Source organism: Streptomyces sp. SS7 (assembly GCF_037993025.1).
In the GTDB taxonomy this organism is placed as follows: Bacteria; Actinomycetota; Actinomycetes; order Streptomycetales; family Streptomycetaceae; genus Streptomyces.
Genome location: NZ_CP141223.1, coordinates 4,034,122 through 4,052,106, shown reverse-complemented (window position 1 = coordinate 4,052,106; position 17,985 = coordinate 4,034,122). Strand labels below are relative to the sequence as shown.

Genomic DNA, 17,985 nt, shown 5'->3' with positions numbered 1-17,985 from the left:
AGATCGTTGACGGTTGGCCGGGAGCGGCGGTGGGATCGGTCTTTTGAGGAGGACATGTTGAACACCACCGTTCCCTTCAGAGCCGCGGCGCTCGTCGCCGCGGTCGGCGTCGTTCTGGGTGTCGGCTCCCACCCCGCCGTAGCCGCCACGTCGGCCCCGGCCGCGTACGCCTGCCGGTACGGCGCGGTGACGGCCTCCGACGCGGCCGGCTCGGCGGTGCCCACCGCTCGGCGGGCCGGGGTGGCCCTCCACGCCCGTATCCGGGTGCACAACACGGAGAACGTGAAGCTGAACAAGGCCACCGTCGTCTTCGCCCTCGGCAACCTGATGAAGAACCGGGGCCCGGCCCCGCTCGTCCAGTGGCGCGTCGGCACGGGCCGATGGCACAAGGCGGCCCTGCACTGGAACCCGGAGACCAACGGATCCCTGCCGCTGTGGAACTCCTCCGCCCTCTCCCTCGGCACACTCCCCGCGAAGGGCACGCTCACCACCGAGTTCTCCGTCACCTTTCCCAAGAGGTCCATCAAGGCCGTCGACTACGACTTCCTGGACTTCCACAGCACCGGCTGCGGCACCACCCGCCTGGGCTGGTACGACGGCAACGGATTCGCGTACTGGCCGCCGAACGGCACTCCGGGCAAGCCGGTGTAGTCAATGAGGCTCGCCATTGATGGCGCAGACATCCGGTCCCAGGGGGATTTTCACGCCGTCGTGTCACGACTACCAGGTTTCGGGCCCTACTACGGGGCGAATCTGAGTGCCCTGTGGGATTGCCTGACGGTGGACGTGGAGCGACCCGTCGAGATCGTCTGGAAGGACTCGGAGCTGAGCGCAAGGATGCTGGGGCAAGGTGAGTTCGCGGAGATTCGCGATGTCCTGCTTCGTGTCCAGGCGCAGGATGAGGCATTCGGACGGCAGGACCGCTTCACGGTGACATTCGAGTAGCGTTCGAGCTCGCTCCCCGGCGGCGAAGCCCTGTGTCGCCCGGAGGGGCGTTCGTTGGTCTCGCTGCGGCCCGCCGTGGTGCACACCCTTCCCGTCGGGCATCTGGAGGGCGACCACCTTGTGCCGGCGGACAAGGTGACGCCGGGCCTGTTCGATCGCTTCGGGCCCCTGCCCGTCCCGGCCGGGTCCCGCCGTCCGAGCGGACCGGGGGCCGCTCCCGGCGCCGCGCCGCCTCGCCGATTACCGGTAGGCGGCCGAAGCGAGGAATTATGGGGTCCATGAGCGAGAACGTTTACTTCGACATCACCATCAACGACGAGCCCGCCGGGCGCATCGTCTTCAAGCTGTACGACGACGTCGTGCCCAAGACCGCCCGCAACTTCCGCGAGCTGGCCACCGGCCAGCACGGCTTCGGCTACGCCGGTTCGTCCTTCCACCGCGTCATCCCGGCCTTCATGCTCCAGGGCGGTGACTTCACCGCGGGCAACGGCACCGGCGGCAAGAGCATCTACGGCGAGAAGTTCGAGGACGAGAACTTCAACCTCAAGCACACCAAGCCGGGTCTGCTGAGCATGGCCAACGCGGGCCGCAACACCAACGGCTCGCAGTTCTTCATCACCACCATCGTGACCTCCTGGCTGGACGGCAAGCACGTCGTCTTCGGCGAGGTCGTCGAGGGCATGGACGTCGTCAAGACGATCGAGGGCCTCGGCAGCGACTCCGGCCGCACCTCGGCCAAGATCACCATCGCGGCCTCCGGCACCGTCTGAGACGTACGCCACACCCGAGTCAATTGAGGCAGGTGTGACGCCTGAGGCGTCTGTGACACCTGCTGTGAGCTGCGGCGGGCGGGTTCCCCTCACCGGGACCCGCCCGCCGCAGCCGTTTACGGCCGTTCCCGCGTCGCGTCTTTCTGTAACCGTTCGAGTTCACCCCGTTGACACTCCCTGCCCCCGCTCCTAGTGTCGCGCCAACTATTTTTCGATCAGGTGACGGTATTTCGAACATTTGAAGGATGAGTCCCCCCGCACCGCCGCTCCCTCGCCTGCATCTGATGCGCCGTCATCCTCTCTCAACGACGAGAAGAACAAGGAACGATCAGCATGCGTAACCGACGATCCGCCCTGGCCGTCCTCGCCGGAGCGGCCTCCGCCTTAACTCTGTCCGCGTGCGGGCAGCTGAGCGGGGGCAGTTCCGGGAACGGGACCAAGGGCGGCACCATCGGCATCGCCATGCCGACCCGGACCTCCGAGCGCTGGCTCACCGAGGGCAAGAGCATGGTCCAGGACCTCAAGGGCCAGGGTTACGAGACCCAGCTGGTCTACGGCGACGACGACCCGGACAAGCAGGTCGCGCAGATCGCCGACCTCGTCAAGAAGGGGGTCGACGCGCTGATCATCGCGGCCATCGACAACAAGTCGCTGAACGGCGTGCTCAAGCAGGCCGCCGCCGCGAAGATCCCCGTCATCTCCTACGACCGGCTCATCCTCGGCACCGAGAACGTCGACTACTACGTGTCCTTCGACAACGAGCAGGTCGGCCGGCTCGAGGCCCGCTTCATCATCGAGCAGCTCGGCCTGGAGGACGGCAAGGGGCCGTTCACCATCGAGCTGTTCGCCGGTTCTCCCGACGACAACAACACCAAGTACTTCTTCCAGGGGGCGATGGCGCTGCTCCAGCCGTACCTGGACAGCAAGAAGCTGGTCGTCCGGTCCGGCCAGACCACGATGGAGAAGGTCACCACGCTGCGCTGGGACGGGCCCACCGCCGAGAAGCGGATGAAGGGCATCCTCTCCCAGTACTACGTCAGCGAGCGGGTCGACGCGGTCCTCTCGCCGTACGACGGCATCTCCATGGGGGTGCTGTCCGCGCTGAAGGCGTACGGCTACGGCACCGGCAGCAAGCCGTACCCCATCATCACCGGGCAGGACGCCGAGCTCGCCTCCGTGAAGTCGATCATCAAGGGCGAGCAGTCGCAGACCGTCTACAAGGACGTGCGCCAGCTCGGCGAGGTCGCCTCCGACATGGTCGACTCGATCCTCAGCGGCAGGACGCCCCGGCTGAACAACAGAAGGGACTACGACAACGGCGTGAAGCCGGTGCCCGCCTACCTCCTGCAGCCCACCAGCGTGGACAAGTCCAACTACGAGTACGTCCTGGTCGCCGGCGGCTACTACACCGCCGCCGAGCTCAAGTAGGCGCCGTTCAGACGGCCTTGCGCAGGATCAGGAAGGCGTGCGGGGTCTTCTCGTCGAGGGCGGGCTCCGGCTGCCGTACCGTGCACGACAGCGGGACGAAGCCGGCTGCCGTCAGCAGCTCGGTCATCTCCTCCGGGCGCCTGCGCAGGAAGGTCAGGGCCACCGGGTGGCCCCAGGGCCGGTCGTAGTGCCGGGGCTCGTCGCCGACCTGGAAGCCGAGGAGGAGAGGGCCTCCGGGGGCGAGCACGCGGTGGAACTCGGTGAAGAGGGCGGGCAGTTCGGTCCACGGGGTGTGGATGGAGGAGTAGAAGGAGACCACCCCGGCCAGCTGCCCGTCGGGCTCGTCCAGCTTCAGCATCGAGCCCTGCTCGAAGCGGATCCGCGGGTTCTCGCGCCGGGCGATCGCCAGCATCGACTCCGACAGGTCCAGCCCGAAGACGTCGAGGCCCCGGCGGGCGAGGAACCCCGTCGTCCGGCCGGGCCCGCACCCGAGGTCCGCCACCCGGCCGCCGGGGCCGACGAGCTCCGCGTAGGCCGTGAGCACGGCCCGCTCCAGCGGCCTCGGCACCAGCTCGTCGCTGTAGCGCTCGGCGTAGTCCTCGGCGATGGCGTCGTAGAAGGTGCGGGTGGCCGCGACGAAGTCGGGGGTGGCCGGGGCGGAGGTGGCTGGGGTGGCCGGGGCGTCGATGGCCTCGGTGGCGTCGGTCATGGCCGGGGACCCTAGCCAAGGCCACTGACGGCGACAGGTGCCCGGGGGTGCTTTCAGGCCAGCCGCGCCCGGCGTCGCGTTCACCGGCGTACGCCGTCCGTAAAGCCGTACGCCAGGAGTTCCGTGCGCGCCGAAGGAGAGGCCGATCACCCCGCTCACCACCCGGACGAGTGAGCTTCGCGGACGAATGGCCGTATTCGGACGGGCCGGCATCACCGGGTCCTCAGGGGCCAGGAGGAGGGGGAGCGGACGGGGGGCGCCCCGGGAATTCACCGGGAATTCACCGGGGGAAAGGCAGGAGCCCCGTGCCGGATGGCGCGGGGCTCCTTGGGTACTGCTTTCAGATTGCGATCACAGGGGGGAGGATCGTCACACGGGGGTGACGTTCTCCGCCTGCGGACCCTTCGGGCCCTGCGTCACATCGAAGGAGACCTGCTGGTTCTCCTCGAGGGAACGGAAACCCTGCGCGTTGATCGCGGAGTAGTGGACGAAGACGTCGGGGCCGCCGCCTTCCTGGGCGATGAAGCCAAAGCCCTTTTCGGCGTTGAACCACTTCACGGTTCCGGTAGCCATAAGCCCTCCTTGGGCCCAAAGGGTTGCCCTGCTCCAGAACCTGCAAGGTGAAAGCAGTGCCGCACAATGCATACGTCTGAAAATGTCAAGAGCCCGCGGTTACATGCTCCGCAGGCTCTGTACTGCAAGGGAAACCAAACTGCAACTTGCGGCGAGCCTAGCATGCGGGCAGCCGAAAGCAATAGAGGTCAAGATCACGTCACCCGGATGTTTGAACATCCGGTGAAGGGGTTGACCCGGGGGGTCGGAGTTCGAAGGGTACTCCACCGGGGCTAGTCTCGCGATGTGGACAATTCTCGCACCCGGCCGCGCGTAGGCCACATCCAGTTCCTGAACTGCCTGCCCCTGTACTGGGGGCTCGCGCGTACGGGCACGCTCCTCGACTTCGAGCTCACCAAGGACACCCCGGAGAAGCTCAGCGAGCAGCTGGTGGCGGGGGGCCTCGACATCGGCCCCATCACGCTCGTCGAGTTCCTCAGGAACGCCGACGACCTGGTCGCCTTCCCCGACATCGCGGTCGGCTGCGACGGCCCGGTCATGTCCTGCGTGATCGTCTCGAAGGTCCCGCTGGACGAGTTGGACGGGGCGCGTGTCGCCCTCGGCTCCACCTCGCGCACCTCCGTGCGGCTGGCCCAGCTGCTGCTGGCGGACCGTTTCGGCGTACGGCCCGACTACTACACCTGCCCGCCCGACCTCAGCCTGATGATGCAGGAGGCGGAGGCGGCCGTCCTGATCGGCGACGCGGCGCTGCGGGCCAACCTGCTCGACGGGCCGCGCTACGGCCTCCAGGTGCACGACCTCGGCATGCTCTGGAAGGAGTGGACCGGGCTGCCGTTCGTCTTCGCCGTCTGGGCGGCCCGCCGGGACTACCTGGAACGGCAGCCGGTGATCACCCGCGAGGTCCACCAGGCCTTCCTCGCCTCCCGCAACCTCTCCCTGGAGGAGGTCGGCAAGGTCGCCGAGCAGGCGGCCCGCTGGGAGGCCTTCGACGAGCGGGTCCTGGAGCGCTACTTCACCACCCTCGACTTCCGCTTCGGCACCCCCCAACTGCGAGCGGTCGCCGAGTTCGCCCGCCGGGTGGGCCCGACCACCGGCTTTCCGGCGGACGTACGGGTGGAACTGCTGTCGGCGTGAGGGCGCTGTACGGGGGTCCGTGGCGCGGGGGCCGGCTGCGGCGGCACGGACAACAGGGGACCGGCCTCGGTGCCGGCGGCGAGACCGTGACGGGGGCCGTGCTGGACATCGGCGCCGGGTGCCACTGGTCTCCGCCGCCGGTCCTGCGCCAGGCCCCGCCACCGGTCCCGCGCCCGGTCCTGCGCTCGGTCCTGCGCCAGGCCCCGCCACCGGTCCCGCGCCAGGCCCCGCCGCCGGTCCCGCGCTCAGTCCCGCCGCCGGTCCCGCGCCAGGCCCCGCCGCCGGTCTCCACGGCAGATCCCCGCGCCCGACCCCGCTACCGCCACCATGGCGATTCCGCCCGGTCCCGCAGCCGGTCCGCATGACCAGCCCCCACCACCGGTCCCGCTGTCGGCGGGACCGGCGGCGCCGACCGGTGGCGGGATCGGCAGGGGTGACGGGTGGCGTGGCCCGGTGGCCGCATCGGCAGGGGTGACCGGTGGCCAGGCCGTGCGCCGGATCGGCGGAGGTCACCGGTGGCGTGGCCCGGTGGCCGCATCGGCAGGGGTGACCGGCGGCCAGGCCGTGCGCCGGATCGGCAGAGGTCACCGGCGGCGTGGACCCGGTGCCGGACCCGTGCGCGGGATCGTCGGGGATCGCGGGCGGGATCGGCATTGCGCCGGGTGTCGTCAGGGCACGACGATGAAGCGCTCGTGCGACCGCATGTGCACCACGGGGGAAGGGGAACGTCATGCAGCCGCTCGGAGCCGACGAACCCACAGCCGTCGGGCCCTACCGGCTGCTCGGCCGGCTCGGTTCCGGCGGGATGGGCCGGGTCTACCTCGGCCGCAGCGCCGGGGGCCGCACGGTCGCCGTGAAGATCGTGCATCCGCACCTCGCCCTCGACGACGAGTTCCGCACCCGCTTCCGGCGCGAGGTCGAGGCCGCCCGCCGGGTCGGCGGCGCCTGGACCGCTCCGGTGCTGGACGCCGACCCGGAGGCGGCCGTGCCCTGGGTCGCCACGGCCTACGCGGCCGGCCCCTCGCTCGCCGCGGCCGTCGCCGCCCACGGCCCGCTGCCCGAGCACACCGTACGGGCGCTCGGCGCGGGCCTCGCCGAGGCGCTGGCGGCCGTGCACGAGCTGGGGCTGGTGCACCGGGACGTCAAGCCCTCCAACCTGCTGCTCACCGTGGACGGGCCGCTGCTCATCGACTTCGGCATCGCCCGCGCGACCGACGGCACCGCCTCGCTCACCTCGACCGGCGTCTCCGTCGGCTCACCCGGCTACATGGCCCCCGAGCAGATCCTCGGCCGGGGCGTGTCCGGCGCGTCCGACGTCTTCTCCTTCGGCGCCGTGCTGGCGTACGCCGCGACCGGTGCACCGCCCTTCCCCGGCGACTCCTCCGCCGCCCTGCTCTACAAGGTCGTCCACGAGGAGCCCGCGCTCGGCGAGCTGGCACCGGGGCCGCTGCGGGAGGTCGTCGAGGACTGCCTCGCCAAGGACCCCGCGGACCGGCCGGCCCCCGGCGAACTGGCCCGGCGGCTCGCCCCGGAGGGCGCGGCGCGGCTCATGGCCGGCGGCTGGCTGCCCGGCGCGCTGGTGGAGCAGGTCGGGCGGAGCGCCGTACAGCTGCTGAACCTGGAGGCGACGGACGCGCGGGAGCCGGCCTCCGGGCCGGTGGGGTTCAGCCGGGTGGCCGTGGCGGCCCAGCGGCCGGTGACCTCGGGCGAGTTCGGGCCGCCGCCGCTGATGGACGCGGTTCCGTCGACACCGGTGGACGCGCCCGTGGTGCGGGAGACCGGCGGCGGTCCGGGGAAGGTGTCCGTCACCGTGTCGGCCGCGGCTGCGCCGGGGGAGGGCGGGCGCGGACGCCGGATGAGCTGCACCGTGGCCCTGGCGGTCGCCGGGGCGCTGGCGGCGGTGACGGTCGGCTCGGTGGTCGTCTTCGACCTGCTGCCGGGCCGCGGCGACGACACGAACGCCGACGCCGGCAGCAGCGCGACCTCCGTGACGCCCACGGCCGCGTCGAGCCCGGCGCCCACCGGCGCGTCGAGCAGCCCGACGGACAGCGAGGCGTCCGGCGCCCTGCCGGCCCGGTACGCCGGCATCTGGGAGGGCGAGGGCACCGGCCTCGGCGGCACGCTCCCCGTGGGCACCTTCCGGGTGACGCTGCGCCAGGTCGCGGTGGGCGCGAAGATGGGCGAGCTGCGGCAGACCGACGTCCTCGGCACGGTCTGCGTGGACGTGCTGACGCTGAAGAAGGTGACGGCGAAAGAGGTCGTCGCCGACTCGGTGGGCGCGAAGTCCAACCACGCCGGCTGCAACCCCGAGCCCCACACGATCCGCTTCACCCCGACCGGCGACGACCTCACCTACACCTCGGACAGCAGCGCGGAGGGCAATCCGACGGCCCGGCTGTCCAAGGTGGGCCAGGGGTAGGGGACTGCCGATGACCCTCCCGACGCCGTCCCCGATGACGCTCCCGACGCCGCTGGCCGTGACCTTCCCGACGACCGCTCCTCCCGGCACCCTCACCCTGGTCGTCGTCGCCGCCCTGTGGGGCGCGCTGGCGGGAGCGTTCCTGCCGAGGCCGGCGTACCGCCTCTCCGTGCCGGTGGAGCGGGCCGACCAGGGGTGGTACGACACCTGCCCCGAGGGCCATCCCGTGCGCGGGTGGCTCGGGCGGGGCGGCTGCCGGGGCTGCACGCCCCCCGGCGCGTCGTACGCCCCCGGCGCGCTCCTTCTGCCCACTGTCACGGCCGTCCTCTGCGCGGCCCTCGCCGCGGCCACCGGGACCCGCCCCGAGCTGGCCGTCTGGCTGCTGCTGGCCCCGGCCGGGGTGCTCCTCGCGGTCGTCGACGTACGGGTCCAGCGCCTCCCCGACCCCCTCACCCTGCCCCTCGCCGCCACCGCCCTGGCCCTCCTCGGGGTGACCGCCGTGCTCCCCGAACACGCCGGGCGCTGGACGACGGCCCTGCTCGGCTCCCTCGCCCTCGCCGCAGGCCATCTCCTCCTGCACCTGATCAACCCGGCCGGCCTGGCGTTCGGCGACGTGAAACTGGCCCTCGCGACCGGCGCCGTCCTCGGCTGGTACGGCTGGCCGACCCTCATGCTCGGCACCCTCGCCGCCTTCGTCCTCGGCGCGCTCTACGGCCTCGCGCTCGCCGTGGCCGGCCGCGCCACCCGCCGTACCACCGTCCCCTTCGGCCCGTTCATGCTCACGGGGGCCTTCACGGGGGTGCTGATCGGCGCGTACGCGGCCTGAGGACAGGTGCGCGAAATCGCTGGCGTAGGCTGGTTCGGTCCGTCCTCACCCCTTGACGAAAGGGACGCTTCCGGTGACCGAGAAGGCCGACCTCCAGTCTGTGCTCGACCGTGCCGCCGAGGGCGGGCGCATCACCCCGGAGGAGGCGCTCGTCCTCTACCGCGACGCGCCCCTGCACGCCCTGGGCGCCGCCGCCGACGCCGTACGCCGCCGTAAGTACGCCGGGACCGAGCACATCGCGACGTACATCATCGAGCGGAACATCAACTACACCAACGTGTGCGTCACGGCGTGCAAGTTCTGCGCCTTCTACGCGGCCCCCAAGGACACGGCCAAGGGCTGGACCCGCGACCTCGACGACATCCTGCGCCGCTGCGCGGAGACCGTCGAACTCGGCGGCACCCAGATCATGTTCCAGGGCGGCCACCACCCCGACTACGGCGTTGAGTACTACGAGAAGCACTTCTCCGCCATCAAGGAGGCCTACCCCCAGCTGGTGATCCACTCGCTGGGCGCCTCCGAGGTCGAGCACATGGCCCGGATCTCCGGCGTGTCCGTCGAGGAGGCCATCACCCGCATCCACGCGGCCGGTCTCGACTCCTTCGCCGGCGCCGGCGCGGAACTTCTGCCCGCGCGCCCCCGCAAGGCCATCGCGCCCCTGAAGGAGTCCGGCGAGCGCTGGCTGGAGATCATGGAGACCGCGCACCGGCTGGGCGTGGAGTCGACGTCCACCATGCTCATGGGCACCGGCGAGACCAACGCCGAGCGCATCGAGCACCTGCGGATGATCCGTGACGTACAGGACCGGACGGGGGGCTTCCGCGCCTTCATCCCGTACACCTACCAGCCCGAGAACAACCACCTGAAGGGCCGCACGCAGGCGACCCTCTTCGAGTACCTGCGGATGATCGCCGTCGCGCGCCTGTTCATGGACAACATCCAGCACATCCAGGGCTCGTGGCTCACCACCGGCAAGGAGGTCGGGCAGCTCTCCCTGCACTACGGCGCCGACGACCTCGGCTCGATCATGCTGGAGGAGAACGTCGTCTCCTCGGCAGGCGCCAAGCACCGTTCCAACCGGCTGGAGATCATCGACCTGATCCGCAAGGCGGGCCGGGTCCCCGCCCAGCGGTCCACCACGTACGAGCACCTCGTCGTGCACGACGACCCGGCGAAGGACCCGGTCGACGAGCGCGTGATGTCGCACATCTCCTCGACGGCCATCGAAGGCGGCACCGCCCACCCCGAGTTGAAGCTGCTCGCTTCCAACTAGCCGCCGCACCCACAGCCCGCATGCTGACGATTCACGCCGCGCCCCTGCTCCTGCCGGCCGGCGCGGCACCCGTCCCGGACGGCGCCGTCGCCGTCGACGGCGGCCGGATCGCGGCCCTCGGGCCGTACGACGAGGTCGCCGCCGCGGCCCCCGGCGCCCGCGTCCGCCGCTGGCCCGGCGTCCTCACCCCCGGGCTGCGCCAGTGGCACGCCGCGTGGCTGCTGCGCCGCTGCTACCACCCCGACCCGCGCGAGTACGACGCACTGGGCGAACTCCCGCTGTGGGGTGAGGACCTGGCCGCGCTGGAGCTGACCGAGACCCGCTGGTCGGGCAGCGTCCGCCGCGGCCTGCAGCGGATGCTGGGCCACGGCACGACCGCCCTGGCCGCCCCGGGCGCCCGCTTCACCGACCCCCTGGTGGCCCAGGCGGTGGCCCGCTCCGGCCTGCGGGTCGTCCCGGTGACGGGCGCCCCCGGCCTGCTCCTGGGCGACCGTCCCGACCTCGACCCCTTCGCCGAGGGCCACGACCTGGCGGGCACGGTGCACGGCCCCCTGGAGGTGGGCGCCCGAGCCGACCTGGCGGTCTTCGACGCGGAGGACGAGACGGCCCTGACGGCGAAGGGCGCGGCGAGCTGCGTGGCGACGGTGATCGAGGGACGGCTGCTGTACCGGTCCAGGTAGGTGCTTTCGCCCTCAGCGGCGCGGGGAACGGCGCGATCGACCGCAAGGCACCCGCACCCGCACCCGCACCCGGCGTACGGCGGACCCCCCGATCGCTACCCCGCCAACGCCTCCGCGAACGCCCCCGAACTCTGCGCCACCCCGCTGCAATCGGTCAACGCGTCCGCCGTGTCCGTCCCGTCCTCGCACTGCCGGTCCCGGAACGTCGCCCACATCGACACCCACGCGATCCCCTTCTCCTCCGCGAACTCCCGCACCTGCGCCGCGTCGGACAGGGTGAACGTCTCGTCGTCGACGTCGTTCGTGCCGATCATCGACGTGAGAGCCATCCCCTTCCACGCCGTCTCGTCCGACGTCCCGAAGACGTTCCGCAGCTGCCGTTGCGCCGCCTTCGCCGAGGTGATCGCGTACGAGCCCATGTCCCCGGTGTACGACTCGCCGTAGTTCATCGTCATCAGATTGACCGTGGAGACCTGCACGTCGTACGTGTTCGCGGACTCCAGCAGCGCGATCCCGTCGTCGTCCAGACCGGACGGCATCACCGGCAGGGTGAAGGAGACCTCCAGGTCGGACCGGTCCGCCTGGAGCAGCGCGATCGCCTTCGAACGCAGGGCGACGGAGGCGGAGTCGGTCAGCTCGTCGCCCTCGATGTCGAAGTCGGCCCGGGAGGAGCCGGCCGCGTCGAGGGCCTCGCCGTACGCCTCGGCCAGCGCCGACGCGCTGTCACAGCTCGACGCCAGCTCCTTGCCCGAGGCCCCGCCGAAGGAGACGCGGACCGTGGCGCCGGAAGCGGTCAGCGCCGCGATACGGGAGGTGACCGCCGCGTCGTCGACGGCCTCCGTGCCGTTCCACTTCGCCGTACAGCTGCGGCCGTCGGAGATCACGAAGGCCAGGTTGTACGTCCCCGGCGAGCCGGCGGAGTCGCCGGCGGAGGCGTCCGACGCACTGACGTAGGGCGCGTAGGAGGTACCGGACGAAGCGTTGCCGGAGGCGCTCGCGGACGGGGACGACGAGTTGCGACCAGGCGGTTCGGGTGCCGCGCCCGACGTGCCGTCGGACCCCGTGGAGCACCCCGTCGTGGCCAGAGCAAACAGGCAACCGAGCCCCGTCACCGGCATCAGGAAACTCCTCATGTGACATGCACCCGCTCTCGTGATGTGCGTCTCAGGGGAAAATAGAAGTACGTATTCCAAAGGAAAATGTCTCACATGAGGCCGCACAAATTCGGGACAGTGAACGGACAGGGGTCTCACGGACACGGCACGGCAAAAACGGACAATCGCCCCCGCAAAAGGGGGCATTCAACCCTCCCTCGCAGGCGGCCCCTCGCGCAGGATTTCTGTGGGACTCTCAGGAAAGAGACAGGTCGGGGGGTTTCTCATGGGACTTTCACATGGGGTTTCGGGTTCCCGGCACAAAAAGACTCCCTAATATCCGGGGAATGCATTCCGAGTCTTCCGAGTCCGCCGTCGACCGTCATGACGCCGTTCGCGGTCGCCGTCGCAAACGCGGTGGCAACGCCGTCGACGGTCCCGTGTTCGTGGACAACTCCGGACGCAGGTCCAAGCTGCTGCGGCGCGTCGGCATCCTCCTGGGTGTCGGCTGCCTCGCCTACGCGACCGTCCTCGGCGCGGCCTTCATGGGCTGGGGCACGTCCCTGACCCCGTCCTCGTTGCTGCCCTTCGGCGGCGGCCAGAACCGGCAGGGCCCCTCCGGCGGCATCCGCCCCAACGGGGGCGTGGGATACGAGCTGGGTGGTCCGGGCGGCGCCGGCCGCTCCGCGCTGCCCACCGGTACCGCCTCCCCGTCCGCCTCCGCCTCCGCCTCCGCCAACTGACGGGACCGCCACCACCGCCATGACCACCATCACGACACCCTCCCGCGGGCGCCGCCGCGCCCCCACCCGGATGAAGCGGGCAGCGGGCAAGGCCGCGGCGCTGCAGAAACCGCGCGTCATCCTCGCCCTGCTGCTCCTGCTCGCGCTGACCAGCGTGATGCTCCTCGACGGCTATCTGCGCGCCGAGGTCGGCGGCGACCAGCGGGTGCGCACCGGCGCCGGGGCCGGCGAGGTCCCGGACACGGTCCTCGACGGCGGCCCGATCCTCACCTTCCGGGGCGGCCGGGCGACGACGGTGTCCGTCCCGGACAAGACGATCGCGCTCACCTTCGACGACGGCCCCAACCCGACCTGGACGCCGAAGGTCCTGAAGATCCTTCAGAAGTACGACGTCCCCGGCACCTTCTTCGTCGTGGGCTCGATGGTCTCCCGCTATCCGGCCATCGTGAAGACGATGGTCGAGCAGGGCAACGAGGTGGGCATCCACACCTTCACCCACGTCGACCTCTCGTACCAGAGCGACGCCCGCGTCAACCGGGAGATGCAGCAGACCCAGCTCGCGCTCGCCGGCGCGGCCGGCATCACCACCACGCTGTTCCGCGCCCCGTACTCCTCCGAGACGGACGCCATCGACAACTACAGCTGGCCCGTCTACAAGGAGCTCGGCGCGGACGGCTACACCAGCGTCTTCGTCGACACCGACAGCGACGACTGGAAGAGGCCGGGCGTCTCGAAGATCATCAAGTGGGCCACGCCGGACGACGACGAGGGTGCCTCGGTCCTCTTCCACGACGCGGGCGGTGAGCGGTCGCAGACCATCGAGGCGCTGCCGAAGTACATCGAGAAGATGCGGGCGAAGGGCTACACCTTCACCACCATCAGCGGGGTGCTGGAGGACCGGAGCGGCGGTACCGGCACGAGCGGGCAGCAGGCGTCCGGATCCGCCGCGGGGGCGGGGGCCGCGGCGAGTCGGCAGGCCGGACAGCAGGCGGGCCGGCTGGAGGGAGAGCAGCCCGGCGGTCAGCAGGACGCGGGCGGCGGGCAGCCCGCCGCGGCGGAGGCCCGCAACCCCCTCCAGGCCGCCCACCGCGAAGCCACCGGGCTCACCCTCTACGAGGGCAAGGCCCTCATCGGCGCGGTCGCCCTCGCCGAGTGGACGGTCCCGGCGCTGTCGGTCGGGCTGATGGTGGTGGGCGTGGCCGTCATGGGCCGGTTCGGGATGATGCTCGTCCTGGCCCGCCGCCACCACCGGCTGCGCAACAAGCGCCGCTTCGGCTGGGGACCGACGGTCACCCGGCCGGTGAGCGTCATCGTCCCGGCGTACAACGAGAAGGAGTGCATCGCCCACACCCTCCGGTCGCTGGCGCAGAGCACCCATCCGATCGAGATCATCGTGGTCGACGACGGCTCCACGGACGGTACCTCCGAGATCGCGCGGGACGCGGCCGCCTCGCTCGGCATGCGCAACGTCCGGGTCGTCCGGCAGGAGAACGCGGGCAAGCCCGCCGCCCTGAACAACGGTGTCCGCAACGCCGGTCACGACATCGTCATCATGATGGACGGCGACACCGTCTTCGAGCCGGACGCCGTGCACCAGCTGGTGCAGCCGTTCGCGGACCCGAAGGTCGGCGCCGTCGCGGGCAACGCCAAGGTCGGCAACCGCGACACCGTCATCGGCGCCTGGCAGCACATCGAGTACGTGATGGGCTTCAACCTCGACCGCCGGATGTACGACCTGCTGCGCTGCATGCCGACCATCCCCGGCGCGATCGGCGCGTTCCGCCGTGACGCCGTGCTGGAGGTCGGCGGCATGAGCGAGGACACCCTCGCCGAGGACACCGACATCACCATCGCCATGCACCGCGCGGGCTGGCAGGTCGTCTATCAGGAGCACGCCAAGGCCTGGACCGAGGCGCCCGGCTCGCTCAAGCAGCTCTGGTCGCAGCGCTACCGCTGGTCCTACGGCACCATGCAGGCGCTGTGGAAACACCGCAAGTCGCTGACGGACCAGGGTCCCTCGGGCCGCTTCGGCCGCGTCGGCATGCCACTGGTCGTCCTCTTCCAGATCGTCACGCCGGTGTTCGCCCCGTTGATCGACGTGTTCACCGTCTACTCGATGATCTTCGTCGACTTCCGGGCGGCCCTGCTGGCCTGGTGCGCGGTCCTCGGTATCCAGCTTGCCTGCGCGGCGTACGCCTTCCGCCTCGACCGGGAGAAGTACCGCTACCTGCTGATGATGCCGCTCCAGCAGCTGGCCTACCGCCAGATGATGTACCTCGTCCTCATCCACTCCTGCATCACCGCCCTCACCGGCGGCCGCCTGCGCTGGCAGAAGCTGAAGCGGACCGGCGAGGTCGGCACCCCGGCGGGGGTGAGCGGATGAGCTGGGAGCAGCAGCAGGCGTACGGGTACGACCAGCTCGGGCAGCAGGTGCCGCCGTACCCGTACGCCTATGAGGGGTACGGCGAGCAGCCTCAGTACGTCGAGTACGCGCAGGTGGCCGAGGCACCGGCTCCGCTGCCGGCGGTGGAACCGGAGCCGGCGGCCGCGGAGACCGAGACCGAGCCCGCGGCGCCGCAGCGAGACCGCTACTTCGACGCCCTCAGAGCCCTGGCCCTGATCAGGGTCGTCACCTATCACACCTTCGGCTGGGCCTGGGCCGGCATGGTCTTCCCCTCGATGGGGATCATGTTCGGCCTGGCCGGCACCCTCATGGCCAAGTCGCTGGAGCGCCCGGCCCTGAAGGTGATCAGGAGCCGGCTCCGCCGGCTGCTGCCGCCCTTCTGGTTCTGGGGCGTCTTCGTCGTGCCGGCGATGCTGATCCACGACTGGATGCCGACCTGGGAGATCGTGTACTGGATCGTCCCGCTGGGCGACCCGCCGGGCAACGCCTGGGGCGAGCAGGCCTGGGAGATCCTCTGGTATCTGCGCACCTACCTCTGGTTCGTCCTGCTCTCCCCGCTCCTGCTGCGGGCCTTCCGGCTGGCGCCGCTCCCGGTCCTCGCGCTGTCCCTCGCGCCGGTGCTCGTCCTGGAGTTCGTCTGGTCAGGCCCCGACAACCGGCTGGGCAGCGCCCTGTGGGACCTGTCGACGTACCTCTTCTGCTGGATGCTCGGCTTCGCGCACCGCGACGGAGTGCTCCAGAGGCTGACGCCCGCCCTCGTGGTCGTGCTCTCGCTCGCCGCGGTCGGGTTCGGCGGCTGGTACGCCTTCGCGCACCAGGCGGACTTCGGTACCTACGACCTGGACGAGAACCCCCTCGCGCAGGCCTTCTGGTCGGCGGGCTGTGTGCTGCTGCTGATGTGGGCGAAGGCGTACTTCGGCATCGACTTCGCGTGGCTGACCCGCTTCCGCCGCACGAACCGGATCGTCACCGTCTTCAACGCGCGCGCGGTCACGGTCTACCTCTGGCACGAGATCGCCCTGATCCTGGCCGTCCCGCTGATCGACCGGTTCTGGAACGTCCCGGCGTTCGAGAGGTACCTGCCGCTGGAGAGCCAGTGGTTCATGTTCGGCGTCGGCTGGCTGCTGATCGCCCTCTTCGTCCTGCTGGCCGGGTGGGTGGAGGACGTGGCGGCGAAGAAGAAGCCGAGGCTGCTGCCCTGAGGGTGTCGGCGGCCCGCCGGGGCCGTGCTGCAAGAATGGCGAGGTGACCCGTGCTTCCCTGAACAAGCAGCCCCACGAAGTCGCCTCGATGTTCGACCGCGTGGCGGAACGGTACGACCTGACCAACGACGTGCTGTCGCTCGGCCAGGACCGCAGATGGCGCAAGGAGGTCGCGAAGGCGGTCGACGCCCGCCCGGCGCAGAAGGTCCTGGACCTCGCCGCGGGCACGGCCACCTCCTCCCTGCCGTTCGCGGCGACCGGGGCGTACGTCGTCCCCTGCGACTTCTCCCTCGGCATGCTCCAGGTCGGCAAGAAGAAGCACACCTGGCTGCCGTTCACGGCCGGGGACGCGACGCGGCTGCCGTTCAAGGACGACACCTTCGACGCCGTGAGCATCTCCTTCGGCCTGCGCAACGTCCAGGACACCGACGCGGCCCTGCGTGAGATGTACCGGGTGACCCGGCCCGGCGGACGGGTCGTGATCTGCGAGTTCTCGCACCCGACCTGGGCGCCCTTCCGCACCGTCTACACCGAGTACCTGATGCGCGCCCTGCCCCCGGTGGCCCGCGCGGTCTCCTCCAACCCGGACGCCTACGTCTACCTCGCCGAGTCCATCCGCGCCTGGCCCGACCAGCCCGCGCTCGCCGAGCTGCTGCGCAAGGCCGGCTGGTCCCGGGTGGCCTGGCGCAACCTCACGGGCGGCGTGGTGACCCTCCACCGCGGCTTCAAGCAGGACTGAGCCCTCAGAGCGCGAGGGAGTCGGAGGCGCCGACCGGCTCGAACGGGTCCCTGGGGCGGTCCAGCTCGCGCTCCAGGCCGCCTCCGCCCGGTCTCGGCACGCGCGGCTCCCGTACGCCCGCGCCTCCGCCGCCCTCGCCCTCGGCGAAGTCGAACCACACGGTGACGACGGCCCCGCGCGGCACCTCCGCCCCGGGCGGCGGATACTGCCGTACGACGTAGTCGACGACGGCCCGGTGGAAGTCGGGCCGGTCCGGTGCGGCCAGCAGCACGCCCTGTGCCGTGGCCTTCTCGCGCGCGTCCACGGCCATCAGACCGACGAACCGTGGCACACGCACTTCGGGTGTCTTGGGTGGAATGAGCACAGATGTCACCCCCAGCGATACTGGAAGGGTAACCGCACAGGTGTGCCGTCCGGAAGCGCTGCGTGTCCATCCGTGACGTTTCGCCACCCAGCGTCACCGGCGCCGGGACGGCGGGGGTCAGCGGGGCTGGAGGTCCAGTCGGTAGCAGTGCCCGGTGCGCTTGCGCTCCGGCGAGGTGAAGACCTCCGCGAGCCGCATCCCGAGGCGCTGGGTGACGGCGATGGACCGGGCGTTCCGCGCGTCGACCATGGCCACCACCGTCGGCACACCGGCCGCCCGCACCCGCTCCAGCGTCATCTGCGCGGCCGCCGTCACGTACCCCTGCCCCCAGTGCTCCCGGCCGAGCCGCCAGCCGATCTCGATCTCGCCCTTGGGGCCCCAGTCCGCCGGCCACGGCTGCGCCCCCGTGAAGCCGATGACCCGGTCCTCGCGGTCCAGCATGGTCCACAGACAGAACCCGTGCTCGGCGTCGTGCCGGCGCTGGCGGGCGGTGAGTTCCTCGTAGACGGAGAGCTCGGCGGACCGGTGGCCCTGGAACTCCATGACGTCCGGGTGGTCGAAGATCCGGTGCCATGCGACCGCGTCCTCGTCCGTGGGGACACGCAGCCGTACTACGGGGAGAGCTCGGTTCACGGGGCAGCCCTTCAGCCGGGTGATCAATTCTGCTGAATAGACTGCCCAT

Annotated in this window: 18 protein-coding genes; 13 read left to right on the top strand and 5 right to left on the bottom strand. The window is 70.9% G+C overall.

Annotated features, from left to right (window positions below):
- The first annotated feature begins 54 nt into the window (after positions 1-54).
- The 4 genes from U5640_RS18670 to chvE all read left to right on the top strand — a co-directional run bounded on the left by U5640_RS18670 (position 55) and on the right by chvE (position 3,143).
- A complete protein-coding gene (locus tag U5640_RS18670) occupies positions 55-651 on the top strand; it encodes a hypothetical protein (protein WP_340376894.1) in 597 nt (198 codons plus the stop codon).
- Between the two features lie 3 nt (positions 652-654).
- Positions 655-945, top strand: coding sequence for a barstar family protein (locus U5640_RS18665; protein WP_340376893.1), 291 nt, complete (start codon positions 655-657; stop codon positions 943-945).
- Positions 946-1,223: 278 nt separating this feature from the next.
- Positions 1,224-1,715 (top strand): peptidylprolyl isomerase, encoded by a 492-nt coding sequence (locus U5640_RS18660; RefSeq protein ID WP_340376892.1) that lies wholly within the window; start codon positions 1,224-1,226, stop codon positions 1,713-1,715.
- Between the two features lie 333 nt (positions 1,716-2,048).
- Positions 2,049-3,143, top strand: coding sequence for a multiple monosaccharide ABC transporter substrate-binding protein (gene chvE / locus U5640_RS18655; protein ID WP_340376891.1), 1,095 nt, complete (start codon positions 2,049-2,051; stop codon positions 3,141-3,143).
- Positions 3,144-3,150: 7 nt separating this feature from the next.
- Here the strand turns inward: chvE and U5640_RS18650 are convergent, their stop codons facing one another.
- Both U5640_RS18650 and U5640_RS18645 read right to left on the bottom strand, forming a co-directional pair.
- A complete protein-coding gene (locus tag U5640_RS18650) occupies positions 3,151-3,852 on the bottom strand; it encodes a methyltransferase domain-containing protein (protein ID WP_340376890.1) in 702 nt (233 codons plus the stop codon).
- 369 nt (positions 3,853-4,221) lie between these two features.
- Entirely contained in the window at positions 4,222-4,425 is a 204-nt protein-coding gene (locus U5640_RS18645) for a cold-shock protein (RefSeq protein ID WP_003974443.1), read from the bottom strand.
- Positions 4,426-4,710: 285 nt separating this feature from the next.
- Here U5640_RS18645 and U5640_RS18640 point away from each other — a divergent pair, with 285 nt between their 5' ends.
- The 5 genes from U5640_RS18640 (at position 4,711) to U5640_RS18620 (ending at position 10,757) form a co-directional block, all read left to right on the top strand.
- Positions 4,711-5,559, top strand: a complete 849-nt coding sequence (locus U5640_RS18640; protein ID WP_340376889.1) for a menaquinone biosynthesis protein — start codon at positions 4,711-4,713, stop codon at positions 5,557-5,559.
- Between the two features lie 730 nt (positions 5,560-6,289).
- The gene (locus U5640_RS18635) at positions 6,290-7,978 is read left to right on the top strand and encodes a protein kinase (protein ID WP_340376888.1); all 1,689 of its coding nucleotides are present in this window, start codon (positions 6,290-6,292) and stop codon (positions 7,976-7,978) included.
- 34 nt (positions 7,979-8,012) lie between these two features.
- Positions 8,013-8,804, top strand: a complete 792-nt coding sequence (locus tag U5640_RS18630) for a prepilin peptidase (RefSeq protein ID WP_340385190.1) — start codon at positions 8,013-8,015, stop codon at positions 8,802-8,804.
- Between the two features lie 73 nt (positions 8,805-8,877).
- Entirely contained in the window at positions 8,878-10,077 is a 1,200-nt protein-coding gene (gene mqnC / locus U5640_RS18625) for a cyclic dehypoxanthinyl futalosine synthase (RefSeq protein ID WP_340376887.1), read from the top strand.
- A gap of 20 nt (positions 10,078-10,097) precedes the next feature.
- A complete protein-coding gene (locus U5640_RS18620; RefSeq protein WP_340376886.1) occupies positions 10,098-10,757 on the top strand; it encodes a hypothetical protein in 660 nt (219 codons plus the stop codon).
- A gap of 95 nt (positions 10,758-10,852) precedes the next feature.
- On the opposite strand, the gene U5640_RS18615 is transcribed toward U5640_RS18620, so the two are convergent.
- Positions 10,853-11,890 (bottom strand): chitinase, encoded by a 1,038-nt coding sequence (locus U5640_RS18615; RefSeq protein ID WP_340376885.1) that lies wholly within the window; start codon positions 11,888-11,890, stop codon positions 10,853-10,855.
- Between the two features lie 308 nt (positions 11,891-12,198).
- Between U5640_RS18615 and U5640_RS18610 the strand changes: the two genes are divergently transcribed.
- The 4 genes from U5640_RS18610 to U5640_RS18595 are packed head-to-tail and all read left to right on the top strand — an operon-like array spanning position 12,199 to position 16,939.
- Entirely contained in the window at positions 12,199-12,594 is a 396-nt protein-coding gene (locus tag U5640_RS18610) for a hypothetical protein (protein WP_340376884.1), read from the top strand.
- A gap of 19 nt (positions 12,595-12,613) precedes the next feature.
- Positions 12,614-14,977: a glycosyltransferase gene (locus U5640_RS18605; RefSeq protein ID WP_340376883.1), complete on the top strand. Its 2,364-nt coding sequence runs from the start codon at positions 12,614-12,616 to the stop codon at positions 14,975-14,977.
- Positions 14,974-16,200 (top strand): acyltransferase, encoded by a 1,227-nt coding sequence (locus U5640_RS18600; protein ID WP_340376882.1) that lies wholly within the window; start codon positions 14,974-14,976, stop codon positions 16,198-16,200. The genes U5640_RS18605 and U5640_RS18600 overlap by 4 nt, the downstream gene beginning before the upstream one ends.
- Positions 16,201-16,243: 43 nt before the next feature.
- Entirely contained in the window at positions 16,244-16,939 is a 696-nt protein-coding gene (locus tag U5640_RS18595; protein WP_340376881.1) for a demethylmenaquinone methyltransferase, read from the top strand.
- Between the two features lie 4 nt (positions 16,940-16,943).
- Here U5640_RS18595 and U5640_RS18590 read toward each other — a convergent pair whose 3' ends face one another.
- On the bottom strand, positions 16,944-17,276 hold the full coding sequence (locus U5640_RS18590; RefSeq protein WP_340376880.1) for a PASTA domain-containing protein: 333 nt from the start codon (positions 17,274-17,276) through the stop codon (positions 16,944-16,946).
- A gap of 144 nt (positions 17,277-17,420) precedes the next feature.
- Positions 17,421-17,936 (bottom strand): GNAT family N-acetyltransferase, encoded by a 516-nt coding sequence (locus tag U5640_RS18585; RefSeq protein WP_340376879.1) that lies wholly within the window; start codon positions 17,934-17,936, stop codon positions 17,421-17,423.
- Positions 17,937-17,985 lie beyond the last annotated feature (49 nt).

Bases quoted from the DNA above. Each gene is read 5' to 3' on its own strand.
- U5640_RS18670 (WP_340376894.1), top strand. From the start codon at position 55: ATGTTGAACACCACCGTTCCCTTCAGAGCCGCGGCGCTCGTCGCCGCG.
- U5640_RS18665 (WP_340376893.1), top strand. From the start codon at position 655: ATGAGGCTCGCCATTGATGGCGCAGACATCCGGTCCCAGGGGGATTTT.
- U5640_RS18660 (WP_340376892.1), top strand. From the start codon at position 1,224: ATGAGCGAGAACGTTTACTTCGACATCACCATCAACGACGAGCCCGCC.
- chvE (WP_340376891.1), top strand. From the start codon at position 2,049: ATGCGTAACCGACGATCCGCCCTGGCCGTCCTCGCCGGAGCGGCCTCC.
- U5640_RS18650 (WP_340376890.1), bottom strand. From the start codon at position 3,852: ATGACCGACGCCACCGAGGCCATCGACGCCCCGGCCACCCCAGCCACC.
- U5640_RS18645 (WP_003974443.1), bottom strand. From the start codon at position 4,425: ATGGCTACCGGAACCGTGAAGTGGTTCAACGCCGAAAAGGGCTTTGGC.
- U5640_RS18635 (WP_340376888.1), top strand. From the start codon at position 6,290: ATGCAGCCGCTCGGAGCCGACGAACCCACAGCCGTCGGGCCCTACCGG.
- U5640_RS18630 (WP_340385190.1), top strand. From the start codon at position 8,013: ATGACGCTCCCGACGCCGCTGGCCGTGACCTTCCCGACGACCGCTCCT.
- U5640_RS18620 (WP_340376886.1), top strand. From the start codon at position 10,098: ATGCTGACGATTCACGCCGCGCCCCTGCTCCTGCCGGCCGGCGCGGCA.
- U5640_RS18615 (WP_340376885.1), bottom strand. From the start codon at position 11,890: ATGAGGAGTTTCCTGATGCCGGTGACGGGGCTCGGTTGCCTGTTTGCT.
- U5640_RS18610 (WP_340376884.1), top strand. From the start codon at position 12,199: ATGCATTCCGAGTCTTCCGAGTCCGCCGTCGACCGTCATGACGCCGTT.
- U5640_RS18605 (WP_340376883.1), top strand. From the start codon at position 12,614: ATGACCACCATCACGACACCCTCCCGCGGGCGCCGCCGCGCCCCCACC.
- U5640_RS18600 (WP_340376882.1), top strand. From the start codon at position 14,974: ATGAGCTGGGAGCAGCAGCAGGCGTACGGGTACGACCAGCTCGGGCAG.